Below are 19,959 nucleotides of genomic sequence, written 5' to 3'. Positions count from 1 at the left end.
GATACGACCGCTAGGGGTTTAGCGAATCCCCCTCGGGACCAAACAATAATATTTGCCAATCCTTCGACGACCGAACAAGAGCAGTAATCTCGTCGTCACGATAGTTCGCCAGGGATAAGACTTCTGTGTCGCTCAAAGAGGACTGATATCGCCAACTGCTGTTATATTCGCCGGAAGTTTCATCCCCGCTCGCCTCATCACCACTGGAGGTGTCTTCACTATCTGTGGCAGCAACCTCTCCTGGTTCTGCCGTTAATGAAATCCTGGAAACGACTCCGTGCTGACCTAGCACCTCAGCACTGGAGTTAAAACGCCCTTCAGTTAACCCGGACACGACCAAGTCACCATTGAAAAGGATGATATCGCTAAATTCATCTCTTTGGCTGTCGTCCTTATCGTTCAAAGAGAATGCTTTTCTTATGTTACCAAACCTTGAGATCCCCACGACGAAGCCGGCTTCGCTGCTCAGAGGTTCACGCTCATAGGACGGTGCGGCTCCATTTCCTCGATCAGCAAAGAGATACTGTGTACGACCGTTTCCGAGGAACCAAATATCAGAGCTGGAAGAAGCACCGGACACAATACGATCACCCAGTTCTGTGGCAACCTGATTCACGGTAACGTTGCTGGAAGAGCTACTGACGCTGTAGGAGAAGCCTCCAGGCTCACCAATAGCGTCTGGTCCACCCTCCAGATTTGAGCTCCAGCCCATCACAAGGGGAATAGAATCGCCCGCAGTCACGCCGGCAACCTGTTCGTCACCGGTATAACCTACCTGCCGGGTAGAGCTTACTTGTGGTGTTACTTCGCTACCGTCAAGCACTCCGTCTATAGTTTGCACGAAACTATCAAAGTTTCCTGCTGAAGCCTGATCCGGCCAAGCGCCATTGGTTGCTCCAGCGATGACGATATTTCCAACCGAGTTGACGTCAATCGCCTGCACGGCATCATCCCCGGTAGTACCGGAACTTATCTCCCAGCTTCGAGTATATTCGCCACCGTTGCTATCTGGGTCGAAGATGAACTTAGAAATTACAATATCCATTCCATCCGTTTCGACTGAACTGATGTTGTAAGCTACGCCAAACTCGTACCTGGGCCCTTCTGCCCCTGTAACCGGATCTCTAACGTCCCGTTGGGATGTAGCAATAAGTGGCCCTTTACTTATATCCGCCACGAATCCGTTTCCTGGCGCAGCCACTTCGACCTCCTGAATAAGCTCCCCCTGCCGGCTATAAATACGGGCAACGATGCGATCGCCATTCAGGGGCTCATATCCAGCCACAAAAATATTTCCATTTTGCTCAACTGAAATGTCAGTTGGCATAAATTCTTCCGCACCTAACCCGTTAACAATCAGTGGACTTGTCAGCTCATTCAGACTAATCCTAAGCGGAGCATCATTGGCACCTCGCGCATGATTAGGCCGCCCGGCCTGATAAGTCGCATCTATCTCGATCAATGCGAACTTATCGTCGGACAGGAGGTTTGAAAACGAATCTGAATCTTCGATTTGGACCCGGAAAGTAACCTCGTCGGTTCCAACCGGAAAGACGATTTCATCAGCGTCCTCCCAGATTCCACCGGGAGACTGCAGCTGGGTGTAAAAATCGGTTCCAATAATTGCTGAGGACGAACCTCTGGAGGCGAGTTTTGCACGGATTTCGTCACTGCGTTTTCCAGTCAGTACCGCAGTGAATTCTTTAGACTGGCCGATATTCAGGGTGTCTCGGCTACCTCCTTGGGCCGTTTTCAGGCTGACAACAGGTTCATTGTCTTCAATCGACATGGCCTTTGCATAGGTATCTCTTCTACCCAGGGACGCAAGCCCTGAGCGGACTTCGGTCAGCCTGACCGTGAAATTTTCTGTCCGTTCGGGAAAGCCGTCCTCGATAACCTCTAAACGAATGAAACACTCAGTGGTACCCGGGCTCAACGTTACAACGCCCGACGTGGAAGCACCTGAACTATCGGGTTCGTAGAACAGATAATCGATGTCGCCCAACAGTTGCTGACTGCCACTTCCGAGCGCAATTACATCCCGGCCGATAACCGCATCGTCTTCATTGGACTCCGATTGATCACATCGCTGGTGAGGAGGCGCAAAATCAGTGTCACAATTATTTTCGTTAAAATTAGATTCCAGAGAAAAAGCAACGCTGATTTCAGTCACAGATGGCTGATCGAGAAGAATTCGAACGAGGACTGGACGCGTAGGAAGCGTAGCCTGTTCGACGCTCACTACACTGCCATCACTGGCGTATTCGTTATAGGTAATTGTGTGCTCGCCGTTGAGGCTAATATCAGGAATCGCACACTGATTGGTCTCGAATTCCTCTGGAGGTTCAGCCCGTTCACCCTCTACAAATGTTTCGGACGCCAAACTCAGAGGATTAACTTTCACATTTATATCAAAGGGCTCAAGCCCCACGGCTTGGCCATCTGTGGTAACCAGGTTGATATCCTGAGTCGTTCCGAGGTCGGATTCTCCGCGATTGCCACCGGTCAGGCCCGGCACCCCCCTCATAATCACACCCTGTCGAGCCTTGTTATTGATATCTTCCAGAGCTAGCCAAGAGGGAGCGTTCGTCAACGAATAATCAAGAATGCCCTCACCACCGTCAGCGCCAAAATTATAGGAATACTCGACACCGAGGTAGGCATTTTTTGGCGGGCTACCAAGTACTCTTACAGGGTCAGGATCCTTTTCGGTCTTACAGCCTATGAGAATCAGTACAATAGAAAGAGCGACTACGGCGCGGGTGGCGGACAGAATGCGGGGGAGATTCTCAGCGCGCATGAATAAATCCGTTTAGGCGTTTTTGTTATGGCGGTGATGGTGCTTTCTCCTGAAAGCCAATTACACACCGTTACAGACAAACGCCATGGTAGCCAATTTGTAAGCTTTTGGATCTGCGCAAGTTCTCAGATTCGCAGGCCAACCCCTCCCCCTGTGGGTTGGCCCCAATGGCCGGGCACTCCCTGTAAAATCCTAGATAGAAATACGATGCTCCTTCAGGAGTTCGAGCAGCCCCTGCTCGTCCAGGACCGGAACTCCCAACCGCTCTGCCTTCGCCAACTTGGAACCGGCAGCCTCTCCGGCAACCACCGTCGTCGTCTTCTTGGAAACGCTTCCAGCCACCTTTGCACCAAGGTTTTCCAGCCTTTCCTTGGCCTGATCACGAGTCAGTTCTGACAAGGTTCCGGTCAGAACCCAGGTTTGCCCCTGCAACGGTTTGTCGCCGACTGCAACGGATTCCTCCTGCCACTTCACGCCCGCCTCCTTGAGCGCTGCCAGAGTTTCCTGATTGTGGGCTTGGTCAAAGAAACTATGTATGTGACCCGCAACAATCGGCCCGACGTCTTGGACTTCCTGCAAAGACTCTTCTGACGCAGCTGCAATCGCTTCCAGGCTGCCAAAGTGAGACGCCAGCGCCTTGGCGGTAGCCTCACCCACTTCCCGAATCCCAAGAGCGTAAAGGAAACGCCAGAGCACCGGGTTCCTTGAACGGTCAATGGCTGCGATCAGGTTTCCTGCGGACTTCTCCCCCATCCGCTCCAGCGATACAAGGTCCGACTTCCTAAGGTGGTAAAGGTCAGCAACGGTTTTGACCCGCTCACTGCTGATGAGGATGTCGATCCATTTATCGCCCAGTCCTTCAATGTCCAGAGCCTTTCGGGATGCGTAGTGTCGAATGGCTTCTTTCCTCTGGGCTGGGCAATAGAGTCCTCCAGAGCAGCGGGCGACCGCTTCGCCTTCAATCTGAATCACGTCCGAGTCGCAGACTGGACAATGGCTTGGAAGCTCTACCATTTCAGCCCCCTCGGGCCGTTTCTCAGGAACAACCTTGACCACCTGCGGGATCACATCTCCGGCACGCCGGATGAAGACGGTATCGCCGATATGGACATCCAGCCGGCGTATTTCATCCATGTTGTGCAGCGTGGCGTTACTGACCGTCACCCCACCAACAAAAACAGGCTTGAGCCTCGCTACCGGAGTGACCGCTCCGGTTCGACCGACCTGGAATTCAACATCCTCGATAACCGTGAGCTCTTCCTGGGCCGGGAATTTGAAGGCAATGGCCCAGCGAGGGGCCCTGGAAACAAATCCCAGGGTTTCTTGCAGTGCAAGGCTGTCGACCTTGAACACGATGCCGTCTATCTCATAAGGCAGCGCGTCCCGCTTTTCGAGGAGCTGGTGATAAGCCTCCAGACAACGCTCCACACCTTTGAGCCTGCTCATTTCGGGATTAACCCTGAAACCCCAGCGCTTGACCTGCTGAAGACCATCCCAGTGTGTCTCAGGCAGATATCGCTCATCGGTTACCGCAACACTGTAGGCACAGAGTTCGAGCGGGCGTTTGGCCGTCACGGTCGATTTTTTCTGCCTGAGGCTTCCCGCTGCGGCATTTCTCGGGTTTACAAACGTTTTTTCACCGCGATCAGCCAGCTGCCGGTTCAGCGCCTCAAACCCGACCTTGGGCATATAGACTTCCCCGCGCACTTCCACCAGATCGGGGAAACTCCCGCCCCTGAGTTTGAGCGGGACGGAGGGTATGGTTCGGATATTGTCAGTGATGTCCTCGCCGGCGTAACCATCGCCGCGAGTGGCCGCCGTTATCAGCACCCCGTTTTCATAGGTCAAACTGACCGCGAGGCCATCAAGCTTGGGCTCGCAGACGTACTCAACATCATCCTCCGTCCCGAGCCTGGCCCTCACCCGGCGGTCAAAGTCCCGATACTCTTCCTCACTGAACGCGTTATCCAGCGAAAGCATGGGAATTCGGTGCACGACTTCCGCAAAACTGGTATCCGTTCGACTTCCGACCCTGCGTGTGGGGGAATCAGCGGTTGCCAGTTCCGGATAGTCTGCCTCCAGCCCCTGCAACTCCCGGAACAGGCGATCGTACTCGCTATCCGGGATGCGCGGATCATCCAGCACGTAGTATTGATGATTGTGGTCCTCGATCAGGGACCGCAGTTCCTCGACACGCGTGATAACGGCGGGCGTGACTTTGCTCATGAACTGTCACTCTCGTTGGTAAAAAAAATGCCCGGAACAATCCGGGCATCCATTCTCAGTTATCCGGCGGGCGCTCAGACCGGTTGTGAGCGCTGCTTTCGCTCAAATTCCCGAATTCTCTGGCGGCAATGCTCCACCGTTTGCGGAGTCATGACGCTGCGCCGTTCATCTTTCAGCTCACCACCCAGATTTCGAACAACACACTGAGCGGTTTCCAGCATAAAATCAAAGGCCTGAAGCGCATTATTCGGGCCGGGCATGCTCATGAAAAAGCTGATTCCGGGAGTTGAAAGAGCCGGAATATCCCCAGGTTTGAACGTTCCAGGTTCCACGGCACTGGCAACACTGAACTGAACCGGGCTCGTGGTATCTGCCGCTTCATGACGATGATAAATATCCATATCGCCGTATTCCAGGCCACAAGCCTCAAAAAGTTTCTTCAGGTCCGGCCCCTTGAATTCTGCGTTATCCCTTGCCAGTACGTTAATGACAATAACCTCCCGTGCTTCGGGCCGGTTCGCTCCGGCAAGAGGACGACCTTCTTTTGGCCCGGCGGCGGGTTCTCGGCGAGCGGTATCCTCCTCCACCTCAGTCACCGTGGGTGGTTCCTGCTCCCCGGCAGCACTCACTGGCTCTTCGTCAATTGTGGGCTCCGGCTCACGATCAACCACCCTTGGCTCACTCACAGATTCATCATCAACCGCGGAATCGTCTATGGCGCTCCAGCCGGCCTCGGGCTCATCCACCAGGTCATCGCGGCTCGAAAACCCACTCTCCCAGTCGCCATCGGACACGATATCGGGCGTCTCTTCGGCAGGATTCGCTGCGCCAACCACCGGACGGGTTGGTTTGGGTTTGGGGGTACCAAACCGGTTGGAACGTTCCCGCTTTACATAGCCCCGCTCTTCCAGCGTCTCCCGGGAGATTGTTCGGGCGCCGCCATTGGGCAACTCCGGGTTGTAATCCTCATCCAGTGGCGACTCCTGAAGCTCATCCACGCCCATTCCGGATGAAATGGCCATCGAATCCTTGCGCGCCCTACGGACACGACGAATTCCGTCAATGACAATACCGATGATCAAGAGGGCGCCGATGGCAAATAACCATTCCCTTAGTGACATAGTGGAGCTGTCCTGTTTGCGGCTCGGGTTACTTTATTACTCTAAAAAAAGCCCGTCATGAATACAACGCACACCGGGGCCAGATGGCGTTATTGTCATCCTTAACCAAATTCCCCCAGCCGGATCACGCCTCGGCCAGGGCTGCGGCCTCTTCCACATCGACCGACACCAATCGGGAGCATCCCGGTTCGTGCATGGTGACACCCATCAACTTGTCGGCCATCTCCATAGCGATCTTGTTATGGGTGATATAAATAAACTGAACCTGCCTGGACATCTCCTTCACCATGTTGGCATACCGGCCAACGTTGGCATCGTCCAATGGTGCATCTACCTCGTCCAGCATGCAGAATGGCGCCGGATTGAGCTGGAAAATCGAAAACACCAGGGCAATCGCGGTCAGGGCCTTTTCACCACCGGACAACAAGTGAATCGTGCTGTTCTTTTTTCCGGGTGGCCGCGCCATGATAGCAACACCGGTTTCCAGCAGGTCTTCACCCGTTAGCTCAAGATAGGCATTACCACCGCCGAACACCTTCGGAAACAGGGCCTGAAGGCCTCCGTTGATCTGATCGAAGGTTTCCTTGAATCGCTGCCGGGTCTCCCGGTCGATCTTGCGAATGGCGTTTTCCAGAGTTTCCAGGGCCTCGATCAGGTCGTCGTTCTGGCTATCCAGATAGGTCTTGCGCTCACTTTGCACCTGGTACTCTTCGATCGCTGCCAGATTAATGGCACCCAAACGCTGAATCCGATTGCCTATCCTCTCCAGTTCCTCGGACCAGTCTTTCTCGTTCGCACCTTCAGGTAATTGAGCCAGAACCTCCTGCAGCTTCACGTCCAGCTCCTGAAGCTGTTCGATCTGGTTGCCCGAGCGAATTTCCAGGGCCTGGGATTCCATTTTCAGTTTTTCGAGACTGGACCGGACGTCCTGGATCACATGGTCAATTCGGGCCCGGCCTTGCTCGATATCGCGGACCTTGCGATCAATCTCTTCCAGCGCATCCCGGGCGGCGCCAAGCTTTTCTTCCTCAGCAAGACGCCGGTCCAGAAGCCCCTCAAGCTGCATCTGAAGATCCTCGATAGGCTCCTCGACGCTTTCTCGGGTCTCACGAAGAATCTCGAGGCGTTCCTGATTACGCTCTTTTTGCATGTGCATGCGCTCAAGAGTCTGGCGCAGGCCGTCCCGCTGGCTGGTCAGTGACTGGCGCTGCAACTGAAGCTGATGAGCATGGTCTCTGTCATGTCTGGCCTCCTGTCTGAGACGATCCAGATCCTCGCGGAAACGGTCCCGCTGCTCAAGCAAACGTTCTTTTTCCTCATCACTGTCTTCGGAGGAGGATAACGCCTGCTGCCACTCTTCCCGCGCCTGAAGGAGAATCTCCTGTTGCTCCTCGAGACTTACGGACACATCCGACAAATCCTCGCCGATACGCTGCAACCGGGCATCAATCTGCTCTGCCCTCGCCTTCAGGCCGCTGATTCGTGAGCCGAGATTGCTCAGGTCACGTTCTGCATCCGTCAGGCTGGCCTGCGCGTCTTCCCGGCCCGCCTCAGCCCTTTCTGCTCGCTGCTGACAGAGCTCCAACTGCTCGTTCGCGGCCTGCAAAGCTTCCTCGGCATTTTCAAGCTGTGCTGCCAGTTCGCTGACTTTCTTCTGCCGCTCAATAACACCAACATGGCCTGCATCGGAGTTCGGCATCAACACCCAATCCCGTGCCACCCATTCTCCAGCAGGAGTGATAAGGCTCTCGCCAGCCGCAAGGCCTACACGTGCCGCCAGTGCCTGGTCCATATCGACTACGCCCCGGATACCCGAAAGAAGGGGTGCAAGTGCATCCACGCCGGAAACCTTGGACGCGAGTGATTCTGTGTTCACAGATACAGGCGGATTGCTTTCGTTGCTTACCAGAGCTAACCCTTTGGGTGCGGTAGCAAGTGAGCTTACGTGCCCATCGAGACCATCCAGTGTCACAGCCTGAGATAGGCGGCCAATGACCTGCTCAACGGCAAACTCCCAGCCGTCCTCAATGCGCAAGAGGCCTGCCAAACGCGGGGCATCATTCAGCCCCTGCTCCGCCAGCCAGTTCTGCAGAGCATCGTCCTGGCCACCAAGCTGCTCTTCGAGAAGGGATTCCTGGGACTCCAGGGACGCCCTCAGGCTCTGTACCTGCTGACGTTCATCCGCCGCTTTCTGAGTCGCATCCTTCTGGCTTTGACGGGCTTCGTAAAGGTCATCCTGAATCGAATTGATTCGTTCCAGGGCCTCTTCCCGCCGCAGCTCCAAGGTTTCCTGTTGTTCAAGCAGCTCTTCCAGTTCAGCCCGATCCACCTGGCCGTCCAGAAGCTCCCGCTCATCCTCAAGCCTTTGTTTTCGCGTCCGCAACTGCTCGATGGCATCCTCAACGGAGCGGATACGGGATTGCGCCAACTCAGCTTCGCGGCGCGCATCCGAGGAACGGCTGCTAAAGTCTTCCCAGGTCTGCTGCCAGTCAGCCATGGCCTCTTCCGCCATGTGCAGTTTCTCACCAGACTCCTCGGAACGGACAGACAGGGATTCCAGCTCCGGCTCCAGCATATCCAGCTCTTCCTGGATGCCTTCCAGTTTTTGTTCGTCCTGGCTCAGCTCCCGGGCCAGCTCCCGCTCGCTCGCCAGAGCCTGATCCAGCTCGGCGGCTGTCTGCCGGCTACGCTCACGCTGGTGCTCCAGGCTCTGCTCAATTCGTGCTATGTCGGCTCCGGCCTCGTAGTACCGGGCCTGCGCCTTGTTAAAGTGTTCGGTGCGATCGTGATGGTCTTCCCGGAGGTTTTCCAGCGACGTTTCCAGATTCACCCTTTCGGTCAGAAACTTTTCAAGTTCCAGTTCCGTATCGCGGATTTTCTCCCGCCAATTTTGAAGGTCGTTGTCCAGAGACTGCCAGCGGAGAACCGTCAGTTCCGCTTTCTTCTGTCGCTCTTCCTGCTTGTAGGCCTTGTACTTTTCGGCAGCTGCAGCCTGGCGTTCCAGGTGCTGAAGCTGTCTCCCCAGTTCTTCACGCAAGTCGGTCAGGCGCTCAAGGTTTTCCTGGGTACGACGAATCCGGTTTTCGGTTTCTTTACGACGTTCCTTGTATTTCGAAATTCCCGCCGCTTCTTCGATATAGACCCGCAATTCCTCCGGCTTCGCTTCGATGAGCCTGGAAATCATGCCCTGCTCGATAATCGCGTAACTTCGCGGCCCGAGACCGGTTCCCAGAAACAGGTCGGTAATGTCGCGGCGTCGACACTTGGAACCGTTCAGGAAATACTCAGACTGCCCTTCCCGGGACACCCTTCTTCGAACGGAAATCTCGTTAAACTGGGCGAATTCGCCGGGCGCAGTTCCATCGCTGTTATCGAAAACCAGTTCGATCGAAGCCTGTCCAACAGGCTTTCGGGCACTGGAGCCGTTGAAGATGACGTCCGTCATGGACTCACCACGAAGGTACTTTGCAGAGCTTTCGCCCATAACCCAACGCACGGCATCGATGATGTTGGATTTGCCACAGCCATTGGGGCCGACTACCGCCGTCATGTTGGACGGAAAAGGCACCGTGGTCGGATCAACGAAGGACTTGAATCCGGCGAGCTTGATGGACTTGAGCCGCATATCAGCTGGACGCCTCTTCCTCTAGGATACTCAGGACCTGATGGCGCTGATGCTCACCAAACGTCTTGATGGCTCGCTGCAGACGGTCCGAATCGTTTGAGACGATGGCTTCTGCAAGCTCGGTGAAAAACCTTTCGGTCTCACCAAAGCCGTCGCGGAAGTGCTTGAGTGCCACATAGTAGGTACGACTGATCGCAGGCCTGAAATTTTCCAGGGTTTCCTCAAGAAAAGGGTTTTCAACCAGGCCATAGGCGTACCTCATCAGGTCAAACCCGGCCTCCATCACCTTTTCTGGGGCGTCGGAACTGTTCGTTGAAACACCGTCCAAGGCCGATTGTATCTGCTTGACCTGGGCAACCACCCCGGTCAGATTCTCACCGGACCAGCGTTCCATTACCTTGGTGCCCAGCATCACCAGTAGATTGATATAGATATCGTAAAGGCTGTTGACACGCTCCGGCGTCAGATCGGACACCACAGCACCACGACGGGGAAAGATTTCGACAAGGTGCCGGCGTTCGAGGATGAGCAACGCTTCGCGCACAGAGCCCCGGCTAACGTTGAGTTCCCCGGACACCTTAAGCTCCTGAATCCGCTCACCCGGCTTGAGATCCCGGGTAGTGATCCTGTGGCCAAGATGCTGGGCGATTTGTTCAGATAGACTTTCCGGGGCCTGAAACCTCATACGTTTCCCTAGTGACTTCTTAGATTAGGACACGACACACAAGTGCAGGAGTTTACCACAGCGACTGCGCCGCCCAATCCCCTCAGCGTAGATTTTACGTTTATACACCGCTTCGGCCGGCAAATTGGTGCCGAAATTTTGACGCCACACCCTGAAACTTCCAAAGCGCTGCAACAAGACCTTTGCAGACCTATTTTTTTTGGGCGCAACCTCTGTGAATACCGGCTGAGTCTGGAGGGCGAATGCTGGGCAACCCTAATCATCAGCCAGCGCCAGAAGATGCCTGAAGACGCCTATTCGCTGTTACTTGTCGAGATTAACTACGTCAAGCAAATCAACGACACCGTTGGCCACGTTGCCGGCGACCATCTGCTGCGTTGTGTTGGAGAGTACCTTGAGCAGGACGTGCGATGCTGCCGAACGACCTCGGCTGCCCATCGGGAACATCGCGGTGGAGTTTGGTGGCGAGTGCAATTCGGTAACCGCCAGATGAAGAGTGGCAATTCATCTCAAGGTAAAGCAGCCCGAGCAGTGGATTGCCCGGGCCGACGAAGCGCTCAATCAGGCCAAACGGAACGGCCGGAACAATACTGAAACCTTTCCGTCGATCGGCTAACCAGCCCTGCCGGGCTAGCGTGGCTTGCGGGAAGTGCGCCCTTTTCCTGAGGGCCGCTGCCGCTCGGAGCGGTCCGGGGCGGCATCACTGACGTCCCACCGTCCGGCTTTCGGCTTTTTATTCCGTAGCCCTGGACTCTTGCGACGCTGACGGTCATGCGCGGCCTTCTCATTTGGGGTTTTTGCAGGAATCGCTACCGGCGGCAAGCCCACCGCCCGACTCAAGGCATCAACCCCCTTCTGATCCAGCTCTTCCCATTTGCCCAGTGTCAGGCGGCTGGGTAAGAATATCGGCCCATAGCGGACACGTTTCAGCCGGCTCACTCTCACTCCCTGGGATTCCCACAGGCGCCGAACCTCACGATTACGCCCTTCAAGCAAGGTGACATGAAACCACCGGTTCATTCCGCTGCCGCCAGCCGGGGAAACATCGGTAAACTTGGCCATACCGTCATCGAGGAGCACGCCCTCAAGCAGGCGTTCAATCATGGCGTCGTCCACTTCACCGAAAACACGAACCGCGTACTCTCGATCGATTTCGTTGGATGGATGCATTAGGCGATTGGCCAGCTCTCCATCCGTGGTGAACAGCACCAGACCGGTTGTGTTGATGTCCAGCCGACCAATGGATACCCAGCGCTGCTCCTTCAGCCGAGGCAGTCGATCAAACACCGTAGGCCGCCCTTCCGGGTCCTTTCGGCTCGTCACTTCCCCCTCCGGCTTGTTGTAAATCAGCACACGACGTACAACCTCCGCGGCCGAGGATACTTCGAGGCGCTTGCCATCAAGCTCAAAACGGTCATCCACCGTCGCCTTCTGGCCCGGGGCCACCGGCTGACCGTTGACCATCAAGCGCCCCTGCGACATCCAGCCCTCGATTTCCCGTCGGGAACCCACACCGGCACGCGCCAGGAGCTTCTGGATACGCTCCGGTCCGCCGTCACCGGATGATGTGTCGCGGCCCGCGTGTTTGCCGTGCTTCGGCTGCTCTGATGACATATATGATCCTTGAAGCCTTCCGGGGTTTGGAATGAATGGCGTTAATGAACGGTCTGCTGGTCCGTATTGTCGTCCGACTTGGCAGAACTGAAGTCGATTTCGGCCTGAATGTTCTTCTCAATCTCACGACCAATTTCTTCGAGATCCCGGACCTCCGACAACAGCGGCAACTGATCCAGTCCCGTGAGATTAAAGTAGTCCAGAAACTGCTTGGTCGTCGCGTACATCGCCGGGCGTCCCGGAACATCCCGATGGCCGACCACGCGCACCCACTCTCGCTCAAGTAACGTACGAATGATATTGCTGCTTACCGTGACACCACGAATGTCTTCAATTTCACCCCGTGTAATGGGCTGCCGATAGGCAATGAGGGCTAGCGTTTCCAGCAGGGCCCGCGAATAGCGTTGCGGCTTTTCTTCAAACAACCGGCCAACCCAGGGTGCAAACTCTTCCCTGACCTGAATGCGGTAACCACTCGCCACCTTTTTCAACTCAAACCCCCGCCCCTCACATGCGCTTTCGAGCATCATCAAAACATGCTCCATTACTTGCCGGGCCGGTCGCTCCTCCTCCGAGAACAGTTCTCGAAGCTGGTCAAGACTCAGGGGTTTCCCCGCAGCGAGAAGCGCGGCTTCGGTGATGGCCTGGATTCGGCGAAGTTGTTCATCATTCATAAGCAGTCAAACGTGATGTATGAGTGGACGGCACAGGGCCAGGCCTTAACCTAACTGGCGGCACGGGCCCGAATATGGATAGGACCCAGAACTTCACCCTGGACCACTTCCACAAGTTGTTCCTTGACGAGTTCCAGCGTTGCGAGAAACGTAACAACCACGCCAAGGCGCCCCTCTTCCGGGGTAAAAAGGCTTTCAAACGTGACGAACTTGTCGCCCTGAAGCACGGACAAAATGGTCGACATGCGCTCCCGAGTGGATAGCTTTTCGCGCTCAACCTGATGACTGGTAAACAGGTCAGCCCGCCGCAGCACACCCTGCAGTGCCAGCAGCATTTCCTTCAGGTCGACGTCGGGATGAGGCTGGGTTGAAGGAAGCTTGGGCAATGACGCGGACGCCAGATGGTTATCCCGCTCAAGCCGGGGCAGTTCATCAATATCTTCAGCGGCCTTCTTGAAACGCTCATACTGCTGCAGTCGCCGGATCAGTTCGGCCCGAGGATCCACCTCGTCTTCGTCCTCACTTTCCTGCCGCGGCAGGAGCATCCGGGACTTAATCTCCGCCAAAGTTGCCGCCATCACAAGATACTCCGCGGCCAACTCAAAACGCATGGCTTCAACCGCGGTAATGTAATCCATGTATTGGCGGGTAATTTCACTGACGTCGATATCCAGAATATTCATATTCTGGCGCCGGATCAGGTACAGCAGCAGGTCCAGGGGCCCTTCAAAGGCCTCAAGAAACACCGCGAGAGCGTCTGGCGGAATGTAAAGATCCTTGGGCAGATCAATGACCGGCTTGCCCGATACCCGAGCCAACGGCTCAGCTTCATCAGAGGCTGCCGGGGCGCCCAGTACAGCAACACTGGTCGTATCTTCGGTCATGAACCCACCCTTGAGACAATCAGATCCAGCGGTTAACGGTAATTCGAATCACCGGTATTGCAGGCCCATGGCCTCGCGGACCTCTTCCAGGGTATCCCGGGCAGCATCTCTGGCATGCTCCCGCCCTTCCTGAAGGATAGAGTGCACCAGATCCGGGTTGCTTTCATACTCTCGCGCACGTTCGTGCAGAGGACGCTGTTCTTCCACAATGGCGTCCATCACGGGCTTTTTGCAGTCCAGGCACCCAATACCAGCGCTGCGACAGCCATTCTGCACCCATTCACGGGTCTCAGCGTCGGAGTAGATCTTGTGCATTTCCCAAACCGGGCACTTTTCGGGTTCGCCCGGGTCGGTTCTGCGAACGCGCTGCGGATCAGTCTGCATGGTCCGTATTTTCTGGACCACGGTATCTGGCTCTTCGCGCAATCCGATGGTGTTGTTATAGGACTTGGACATCTTCTGGCCATCCAGGCCCGGCATCTTGGACTCCGGCGTCAGCAACGGCTGAGGCTCCGGCAGGATGACCTTGCCACCACCCTCGATATAGCCATACAGACGCTCGCGATCGCCAAGGGAGATGTTCTGCTGCTCTTTCAACAGAGCCCTTGCCGTTTCGAGAGCTTCCAGATCGCCCTCCTCCTGATAACGCTTTTTCAACGTACGGTATAGTTTGGCGTTCTTCTTCCCCATCTTGACGATGGCACCCTCGGCCTGCTCCTCGAAACCGGGCTCACGACCATAGATATGGTTGAACCGGCGTGCGATTTCACGAGTGATCTCGACATGAGAAACCTGGTCCGCCCCAACGGGAACCTTTCCGGCCCGATAGATCAGAATGTCGGCCGACTGCAGCAACGGGTAGCCAAGGAAACCGTAGGTCGCCAGGTCCTTTTCACGAAGCTTTTCCTGCTGGTCCTTGAAGGTGGGCACGCGTTCAAGCCAACCCAAGGGGGTAATCATCGACAACAGGAGATGTAATTCAGCGTGCTCGGGAACCTGAGACTGGATAAACATGGTTGAGGAGCCCGGGTTAACCCCGGCTGCAAGCCAATCAATCACCATGTCCCAGGTGCTCTGCTCAATTTTACTCGGATCTTCGTAGTCGGTAGTCAGCGCGTGCCAGTCCGCCACAAAGAAAAAGCACTCGAACTCGTGCTGGAGTTTAACCCAGTTTTTCAGCACACCGTGGTAGTGGCCTAGGTGTAGCTTGCCGGTAGGACGCATTCCGGACAAAACTCGTTGCTGGGAATCTACAGAACTCAAAGCACGAACTCCTTAATTTGTTTGGGAACGCCATAATAAATCAGGCGGTCAGGCATTATAAATAAAAAACCCCCGCCCTGCAGTGCAGAAACGGGGGCTTTTCAAAGGGTCAGGCTTACCAGCCGGTCGCCTCTTTCAACGCCTTGCCGATATCGGCCAGGCTGCGAACGGTTTTCACGCCCGCGGCTTCCAGAGCGGCAAACTTGTCGTCTGCAGTGCCCTTACCGCCAGCAATGATGGCGCCAGCATGACCCATACGCTTGCCCGGAGGTGCAGTCACACCAGCGATGTAGGACACAACCGGCTTGGTTACGTTGTCCTTGATGAACGCTGCGGCTTCTTCCTCAGCGGTACCGCCGATTTCACCAATCATCACGATGGCTTCGGTTTCCGGATCTTCCTGAAGGAGCTTCAGAATGTCGATGAAGTTGGAACCCGGGATCGGGTCACCACCAATACCCACACAGGTGGACTGGCCGTAGCCAAAGTCAGTGGTCTGCTTGACCGCTTCGTAAGTCAGGGTGCCGGAGCGGGAGACGATGCCCACCTTGCCCTTCTTGTGGATGTGGCCAGGCATGATGCCGATCTTGCACTCATCCGGAGTGATGAGACCCGGGCAGTTCGGCCCGATCATGCGAACACCTTTACGATCAACGTATTCTTTGGCGTACAGCATGTCGATGGTCGGGATGCCTTCAGTGATGCACACGATCAGCTGGATACCAGCGTCCGCAGCTTCAATGATGGCGTCCTTACAGAACGGAGCCGGCACGTAGATAACGGTCGCTTCAGCACCAGTTGCTTCGACCGCTTCGCGAACGGTATTGAAAACCGGCAGACCAAGGTGCTCGGTACCACCCTTGCCCGGGCTGACACCGCCAACCATCTTGGTGCCGTATTCAATGGCCTGTTCGGAATGGAAGGTGCCCTGAGAGCCGGTAAAGCCCTGACAGATAACCTTGGTGTCTTTATTGATCAGGATGCTCATTACTTACCCCCTGCGGCTTTAACGACTTGCTCTGCGGCATCGGAAAGGCTGGTGGCGGCGATGATGTTCAGGCCGCTTTCTGCCAGCACCTTGGTACCCAACTCAGCGTTGTTACCTTCCAGACGAACCACAACAGGTACTTTTACGCCCACTTCCTTAACAGCACCGATGATGCCCTCTGCGATCATGTCGCAGCGAACGATACCACCGAAAATGTTAACCAGAACAGCCTGTACATTGTCGTCAGACAGGATAATCTTGAACGCTTCGGAAACACGCTCTTTGGTCGCGCCGCCGCCAACGTCGAGGAAGTTTGCAGGCTGGCCACCGGACAGCTTGATGATGTCCATGGTGCCCATGGCCAGACCAGCGCCATTAACCATACAACCGATGTTGCCTTCCAGCGCCACGTAGTTCAGTTCCCACTTGGCTGCTTCGGCTTCACGAGAATCTTCCTGAGACGGATCGTGCATCTCATGGATTTTCTTCTGGCGGTACAGGGCGTTACCATCGACACCTACTTTCGCGTCCAGACAGTGCAGATCGCCAGCCGGAGTGATAACCAGCGGGTTGATTTCTACCAGCGCCAGGTCGCACTCTTCGAACAGTTTGGCCAGACCCAGGAAAATCTTGGTGAACTGACCGATTTGCTTACCTTCCAGACCCAGCTTGAACGCCAGCTCTCGCCCCTGGTACGGCTGCGCGCCAACCAGCGGGTCGATCTCGGCCTTGAGGATCTTCTCCGGAGTTTCTTCAGCAACCTTTTCGATTTCAACGCCGCCCTCGGTGGACGCCATGAATACGACGCGACGGCTGCCACGGTCAACCACGGCACCCAGGTACAGTTCCTGATCAATGTCAGTAAGGGATTCAACCAGAATCTTGCTTACCGGCTGGCCGTTCTCGTCAGTCTGGTAAGTCACCAGGTTGTTACCCAGCCACTTCTCAGCAAACTCGCGGATCTCGTCTTTGCTCTTGACCAGCTTTACACCGCCGGCCTTACCGCGACCACCTGCGTGAACCTGAGCTTTTACAACCCAGCCGTCACCGCCGATTTCGTCCGCCGCTGCAACGGCTTCTTTAGGGGTATCACAGGCAATGCCCTTGGATACGGGCAGGCCGTACTCAGCGAACAGCTGCTTGCCCTGATATTCATGCAAATTCATAGTTAATGTCCCGCTTTCTGATGGAGGATAACCACATACGGAAAATGAACCCGCGCACACTCCGTCGTCCGGAGCGGCTAGTGCGAATTCGGTGTGGCGGGCCGGGGATCACCTCAGCCCACCGTACGCAACCGGAATCCAGCCGCTTAAAGGCAGCGGGGCGCCGTCGTTGGCGCCCCTAAATCCTGACTTGCGTTACTTCTTTTTGCGGCGGTTGGCGACGTGAATCGCGCCACCACCTACGGCCAGAGCTGCCTCATGCACAGACTCGGACAGAGTCGGGTGCGCGAAACAGGTCAGAGCCAGATCTTCAGCACTGGAACCGAATTCCATGGCGATAACGCCTTGAGCAACGATTTCAGACGCCTGCGGACCAACCACATGGAAGCCCAGGATACGATCGGTCTTCGCGTCGGCAACGATCTTCACCATGCCGGACGCCGCGTTCGCAGCCATGGCCCGGCCATTGGCCGCAAACGGGAAGACGCCCACGTTGTACTCTTCGCCTTCCGCCTTCAGCTGCTCTTCAGTTTTTCCGACCCAGGCGACTTCAGGCGCAGTGTAAATCACGTTCGGGATGCAATCGTAATTCACCTGCGGCTTGTGACCCGCAATACGCTCGGCAACCATGACGCCCTCTTCCGACGCCTTGTGCGCCAGCATCGGGCCACGCACAACATCACCGATCGCCCAGACACCTGGTGCTTCGGTCTTGCAGGTGTCGTCCACAAAGATGAAGCCACGCTCATCCATCTGAACACCCGAATCCTCGGCCAGCAGGTTGTCTGTGTAAGGACGACGGCCAACGGCCACGATCAGCTTGTCGAATTTCTCTTCGTGATCGCCCTTGCCGTCCTCGTAGGTAACATTGACTTGCTTACGCTTGACCTCGGCACCGGTCATGCGCGCACCCATCACAATGTTCAGTCCCTGCTTCTGGAACTGCTTCATCGCATCCTTGGCTACCTGTTGATCAACCGCCGGCAGGAAGGTGTCCTGCGCTTCAATCACAGTCACTTCAGCCCCCAGGCGAGCCCAAACGCTGCCCAACTCAAGGCCGATAACACCGGCGCCGATCACGCCCAGGCGCTTTGGCACTTCGGTAAACTCCAGCGCGCCCTCGGAATCCACGATATGCTCACCGTCGAACGGCGCAGGTGGGATTTCGATAGGTTTGGAGCCAGACGCCAGGATCACGTTTTCTGCTTCGTAGACGGAGGTGTTGCCATCGTTGTCGGTGACTTCAACTTTCCGGTTCGCCAGCAATTTACCGTGGCCATGAATGGAGGTAACGCCATTGCTCTTGAACAGGCCAGCAATCCCGCCGGTCAACTGGTTTACGATGCCACTCTTGCGCTCCATCATCTTGCCGACATCCATCTTGATATCGTTGGCGATGATGCCCTGTTTTTCGTAGTCGTGGCTGGCTTCTTCGTACTTGTGGGAAATTTCCAGCAATGCCTTGGAAGGAATGCAACCCACGTTCAGGCAGGTACCGCCCAGCACCTGCTTCTTGCCGTCTTTGGACGTCCAGGATTCAACACAGGCCGTTTTCAGACCGAGCTGCGCAGCCTTGATAGCTGCCACGTACCCACCCGGGCCTGCACCAATAACAATGACGTCGAACTTATCAGACATAATTTATCCCGTTTTGTGATTCGTTAATGGTCCGTTCACACGTCCAGCAGAATACGCGCCGGGTCTTCCAGCATATCTTTGATGGCAACCAGGAACTGAACCGCTTCCTTGCCATCAATCATACGGTGATCGTAGGACAGAGCCAGGTACATCATGGGCAGGATTTCAACCTGACCATTCACCGCCATCGGACGCTCCTGGATCTTGTGCATGCCCAGGATTGCGGTCTGTGGCGGGTTTAGAATCGGCGTGGAAATCAGGGAGCCGAAGATGCCACCGTTGGTGATGGTGAAAGTACCGCCGGTCATATCTTCGATACCCAGTTTTCCATCCCGGGCCTTGGTGCCATATTCGATGATTTTCTTCTCGATGTCGGCGAGACCCAGCGCGTCGACGTCGCGTACCACAGGAACAACCAGGCCACGGTCAGTAGACACAGCCACACCGATATCCTGATAGCCGTGGTAAACCATGTCGTTACCATCGATAGACGCATTCACCGCCGGGAAACGCTTAAGGGCTTCCGTAGCCGCCTTGGCAAAGAAGGACATGAAACCGAGTTTCACACCGTGGCGTTTCTCGAAACTTTCCTTGTACTGCTTGCGCAGTTCCATCACCGGCTTCATGTTGACCTCGTTGAACGTGGTCAGCATGGCAGCGTTCTGCTGCGCGTCTACCAGACGCTTGGCAATGCTCGCCCGCAGGCGGGTCATGGGTACACGCTTTTCAGCGCGCTCACCCGCAGCAACGTTGACCTCTGGCATCGCAGCTGCGCCTGCTGCTGGCTTGGCGGCCGACTTGCTGCCCTCAATATGGGCCTGTACATCTTCTTTGGTCACACGGCCATCTTTGCCGGAGCCCTTGATGCTGTTGGGGTCAACATTATTTTCTTCGGCCAGCTTGCGAGCCGCCGGGCTAAGGATGGCATCGGCAGAGCTAGCGTCAGCCGTTGCAGGCGCGTTTTCGGCTGCAGGCTTTTCTTCGGCTTTGGCTTCCGCCGGCTTGGTTTCACCAGCCGCGCCTTCCTTGAACTTACCGATTACTTCACCGCTCTCACAGGTGTCACCCTCACCCTTGAGGATTTCCTCGATGACACCGTCAGCCGGTGCCACCACTTCAAGTACCACCTTGTCGGTTTCGATATCGACAATCAGTTCGTCGCGTGAACAGGCTTCGCCCGGCTGCTTGTGCCAGGTCGCAACAGTACCTTCTGCGACCGACTCCGGGAAAACGGGGGCTTTAATCTCAGTTGACATTACGATTCCTTAGTTCGGT

The 19,959-nt window shown here is 55.7% G+C and carries 14 protein-coding genes; 1 reads left to right on the top strand and 13 read right to left on the bottom strand.

Annotated elements, in window-relative coordinates:
• Positions 1–10: 10 nt before the first annotated feature.
• The 5 genes from QVZ43_RS09980 to QVZ43_RS09960 all read right to left on the bottom strand — a co-directional run bounded on the left by QVZ43_RS09980 (position 11) and on the right by QVZ43_RS09960 (position 10,457).
• Positions 11–2,800 carry a hypothetical protein gene (locus QVZ43_RS09980; RefSeq protein ID WP_302909816.1) on the bottom strand — a complete coding sequence of 930 codons (2,790 nt, stop codon included), beginning with the start codon at positions 2,798–2,800 and terminating at the stop codon, positions 11–13.
• A gap of 192 nt (positions 2,801–2,992) precedes the next feature.
• On the bottom strand, positions 2,993–5,026 hold the full coding sequence (gene ligA / locus QVZ43_RS09975; protein WP_302909815.1) for an NAD-dependent DNA ligase LigA: 2,034 nt from the start codon (positions 5,024–5,026) through the stop codon (positions 2,993–2,995).
• 74 nt (positions 5,027–5,100) lie between these two features.
• A complete protein-coding gene (gene zipA, locus QVZ43_RS09970) occupies positions 5,101–6,147 on the bottom strand; it encodes a cell division protein ZipA (RefSeq protein ID WP_302909814.1) in 1,047 nt (348 codons plus the stop codon).
• Positions 6,148–6,271: 124 nt separating this feature from the next.
• Positions 6,272–9,772, bottom strand: a complete 3,501-nt coding sequence (smc, locus tag QVZ43_RS09965; protein ID WP_302909813.1) for a chromosome segregation protein SMC — start codon at positions 9,770–9,772, stop codon at positions 6,272–6,274.
• Position 9,773: 1 nt separating this feature from the next.
• The gene (locus QVZ43_RS09960; RefSeq protein WP_302909812.1) at positions 9,774–10,457 is read right to left on the bottom strand and encodes a GntR family transcriptional regulator; all 684 of its coding nucleotides are present in this window, start codon (positions 10,455–10,457) and stop codon (positions 9,774–9,776) included.
• A 42-nt stretch (positions 10,458–10,499) separates the two neighbouring features.
• On the opposite strand from QVZ43_RS09960, the gene QVZ43_RS09955 reads away from it, so the two are divergent.
• Positions 10,500–11,051, top strand: a complete 552-nt coding sequence (locus QVZ43_RS09955; RefSeq protein WP_302909811.1) for a diguanylate cyclase — start codon at positions 10,500–10,502, stop codon at positions 11,049–11,051.
• 36 nt (positions 11,052–11,087) lie between these two features.
• Here QVZ43_RS09955 and rluB read toward each other — a convergent pair whose 3' ends face one another.
• The 8 genes from rluB to odhB form a co-directional block, all read right to left on the bottom strand.
• Entirely contained in the window at positions 11,088–12,071 is a 984-nt protein-coding gene (gene rluB / locus QVZ43_RS09950) for a 23S rRNA pseudouridine(2605) synthase RluB (protein WP_302909810.1), read from the bottom strand.
• Positions 12,072–12,112: 41 nt separating this feature from the next.
• Entirely contained in the window at positions 12,113–12,745 is a 633-nt protein-coding gene (gene scpB, locus QVZ43_RS09945) for an SMC-Scp complex subunit ScpB (RefSeq protein ID WP_302909809.1), read from the bottom strand.
• A 50-nt stretch (positions 12,746–12,795) separates the two neighbouring features.
• Positions 12,796–13,629, bottom strand: a complete 834-nt coding sequence (locus QVZ43_RS09940; RefSeq protein WP_302909808.1) for a segregation and condensation protein A — start codon at positions 13,627–13,629, stop codon at positions 12,796–12,798.
• A 48-nt stretch (positions 13,630–13,677) separates the two neighbouring features.
• Entirely contained in the window at positions 13,678–14,892 is a 1,215-nt protein-coding gene (locus tag QVZ43_RS09935) for a tryptophan--tRNA ligase (protein WP_223795574.1), read from the bottom strand.
• Between the two features lie 115 nt (positions 14,893–15,007).
• A complete protein-coding gene (gene sucD / locus QVZ43_RS09930) occupies positions 15,008–15,880 on the bottom strand; it encodes a succinate--CoA ligase subunit alpha (RefSeq protein WP_223795573.1) in 873 nt (290 codons plus the stop codon).
• On the bottom strand, positions 15,880–17,046 hold the full coding sequence (gene sucC / locus QVZ43_RS09925; protein WP_223795572.1) for an ADP-forming succinate--CoA ligase subunit beta: 1,167 nt from the start codon (positions 17,044–17,046) through the stop codon (positions 15,880–15,882). The genes sucD and sucC overlap by 1 nt, the downstream gene beginning before the upstream one ends.
• A gap of 195 nt (positions 17,047–17,241) precedes the next feature.
• A complete protein-coding gene (gene lpdA, locus QVZ43_RS09920; RefSeq protein WP_223795571.1) occupies positions 17,242–18,684 on the bottom strand; it encodes a dihydrolipoyl dehydrogenase in 1,443 nt (480 codons plus the stop codon).
• Positions 18,685–18,719: 35 nt separating this feature from the next.
• Complete coding sequence (gene odhB / locus QVZ43_RS09915) at positions 18,720–19,940, bottom strand: 2-oxoglutarate dehydrogenase complex dihydrolipoyllysine-residue succinyltransferase (protein ID WP_302909807.1); 1,221 nt, start codon at positions 19,938–19,940, stop codon at positions 18,720–18,722.
• Positions 19,941–19,959: the final 19 nt, after the last annotated feature.

Origin of the sequence: Marinobacter suaedae (assembly GCF_030519635.1) — a bacterium.
Taxonomy (GTDB): Bacteria; Pseudomonadota; Gammaproteobacteria; order Pseudomonadales; family Oleiphilaceae; genus Marinobacter; species Marinobacter suaedae.
This window is presented reverse-complemented; position numbering and strand designations above follow the sequence as displayed.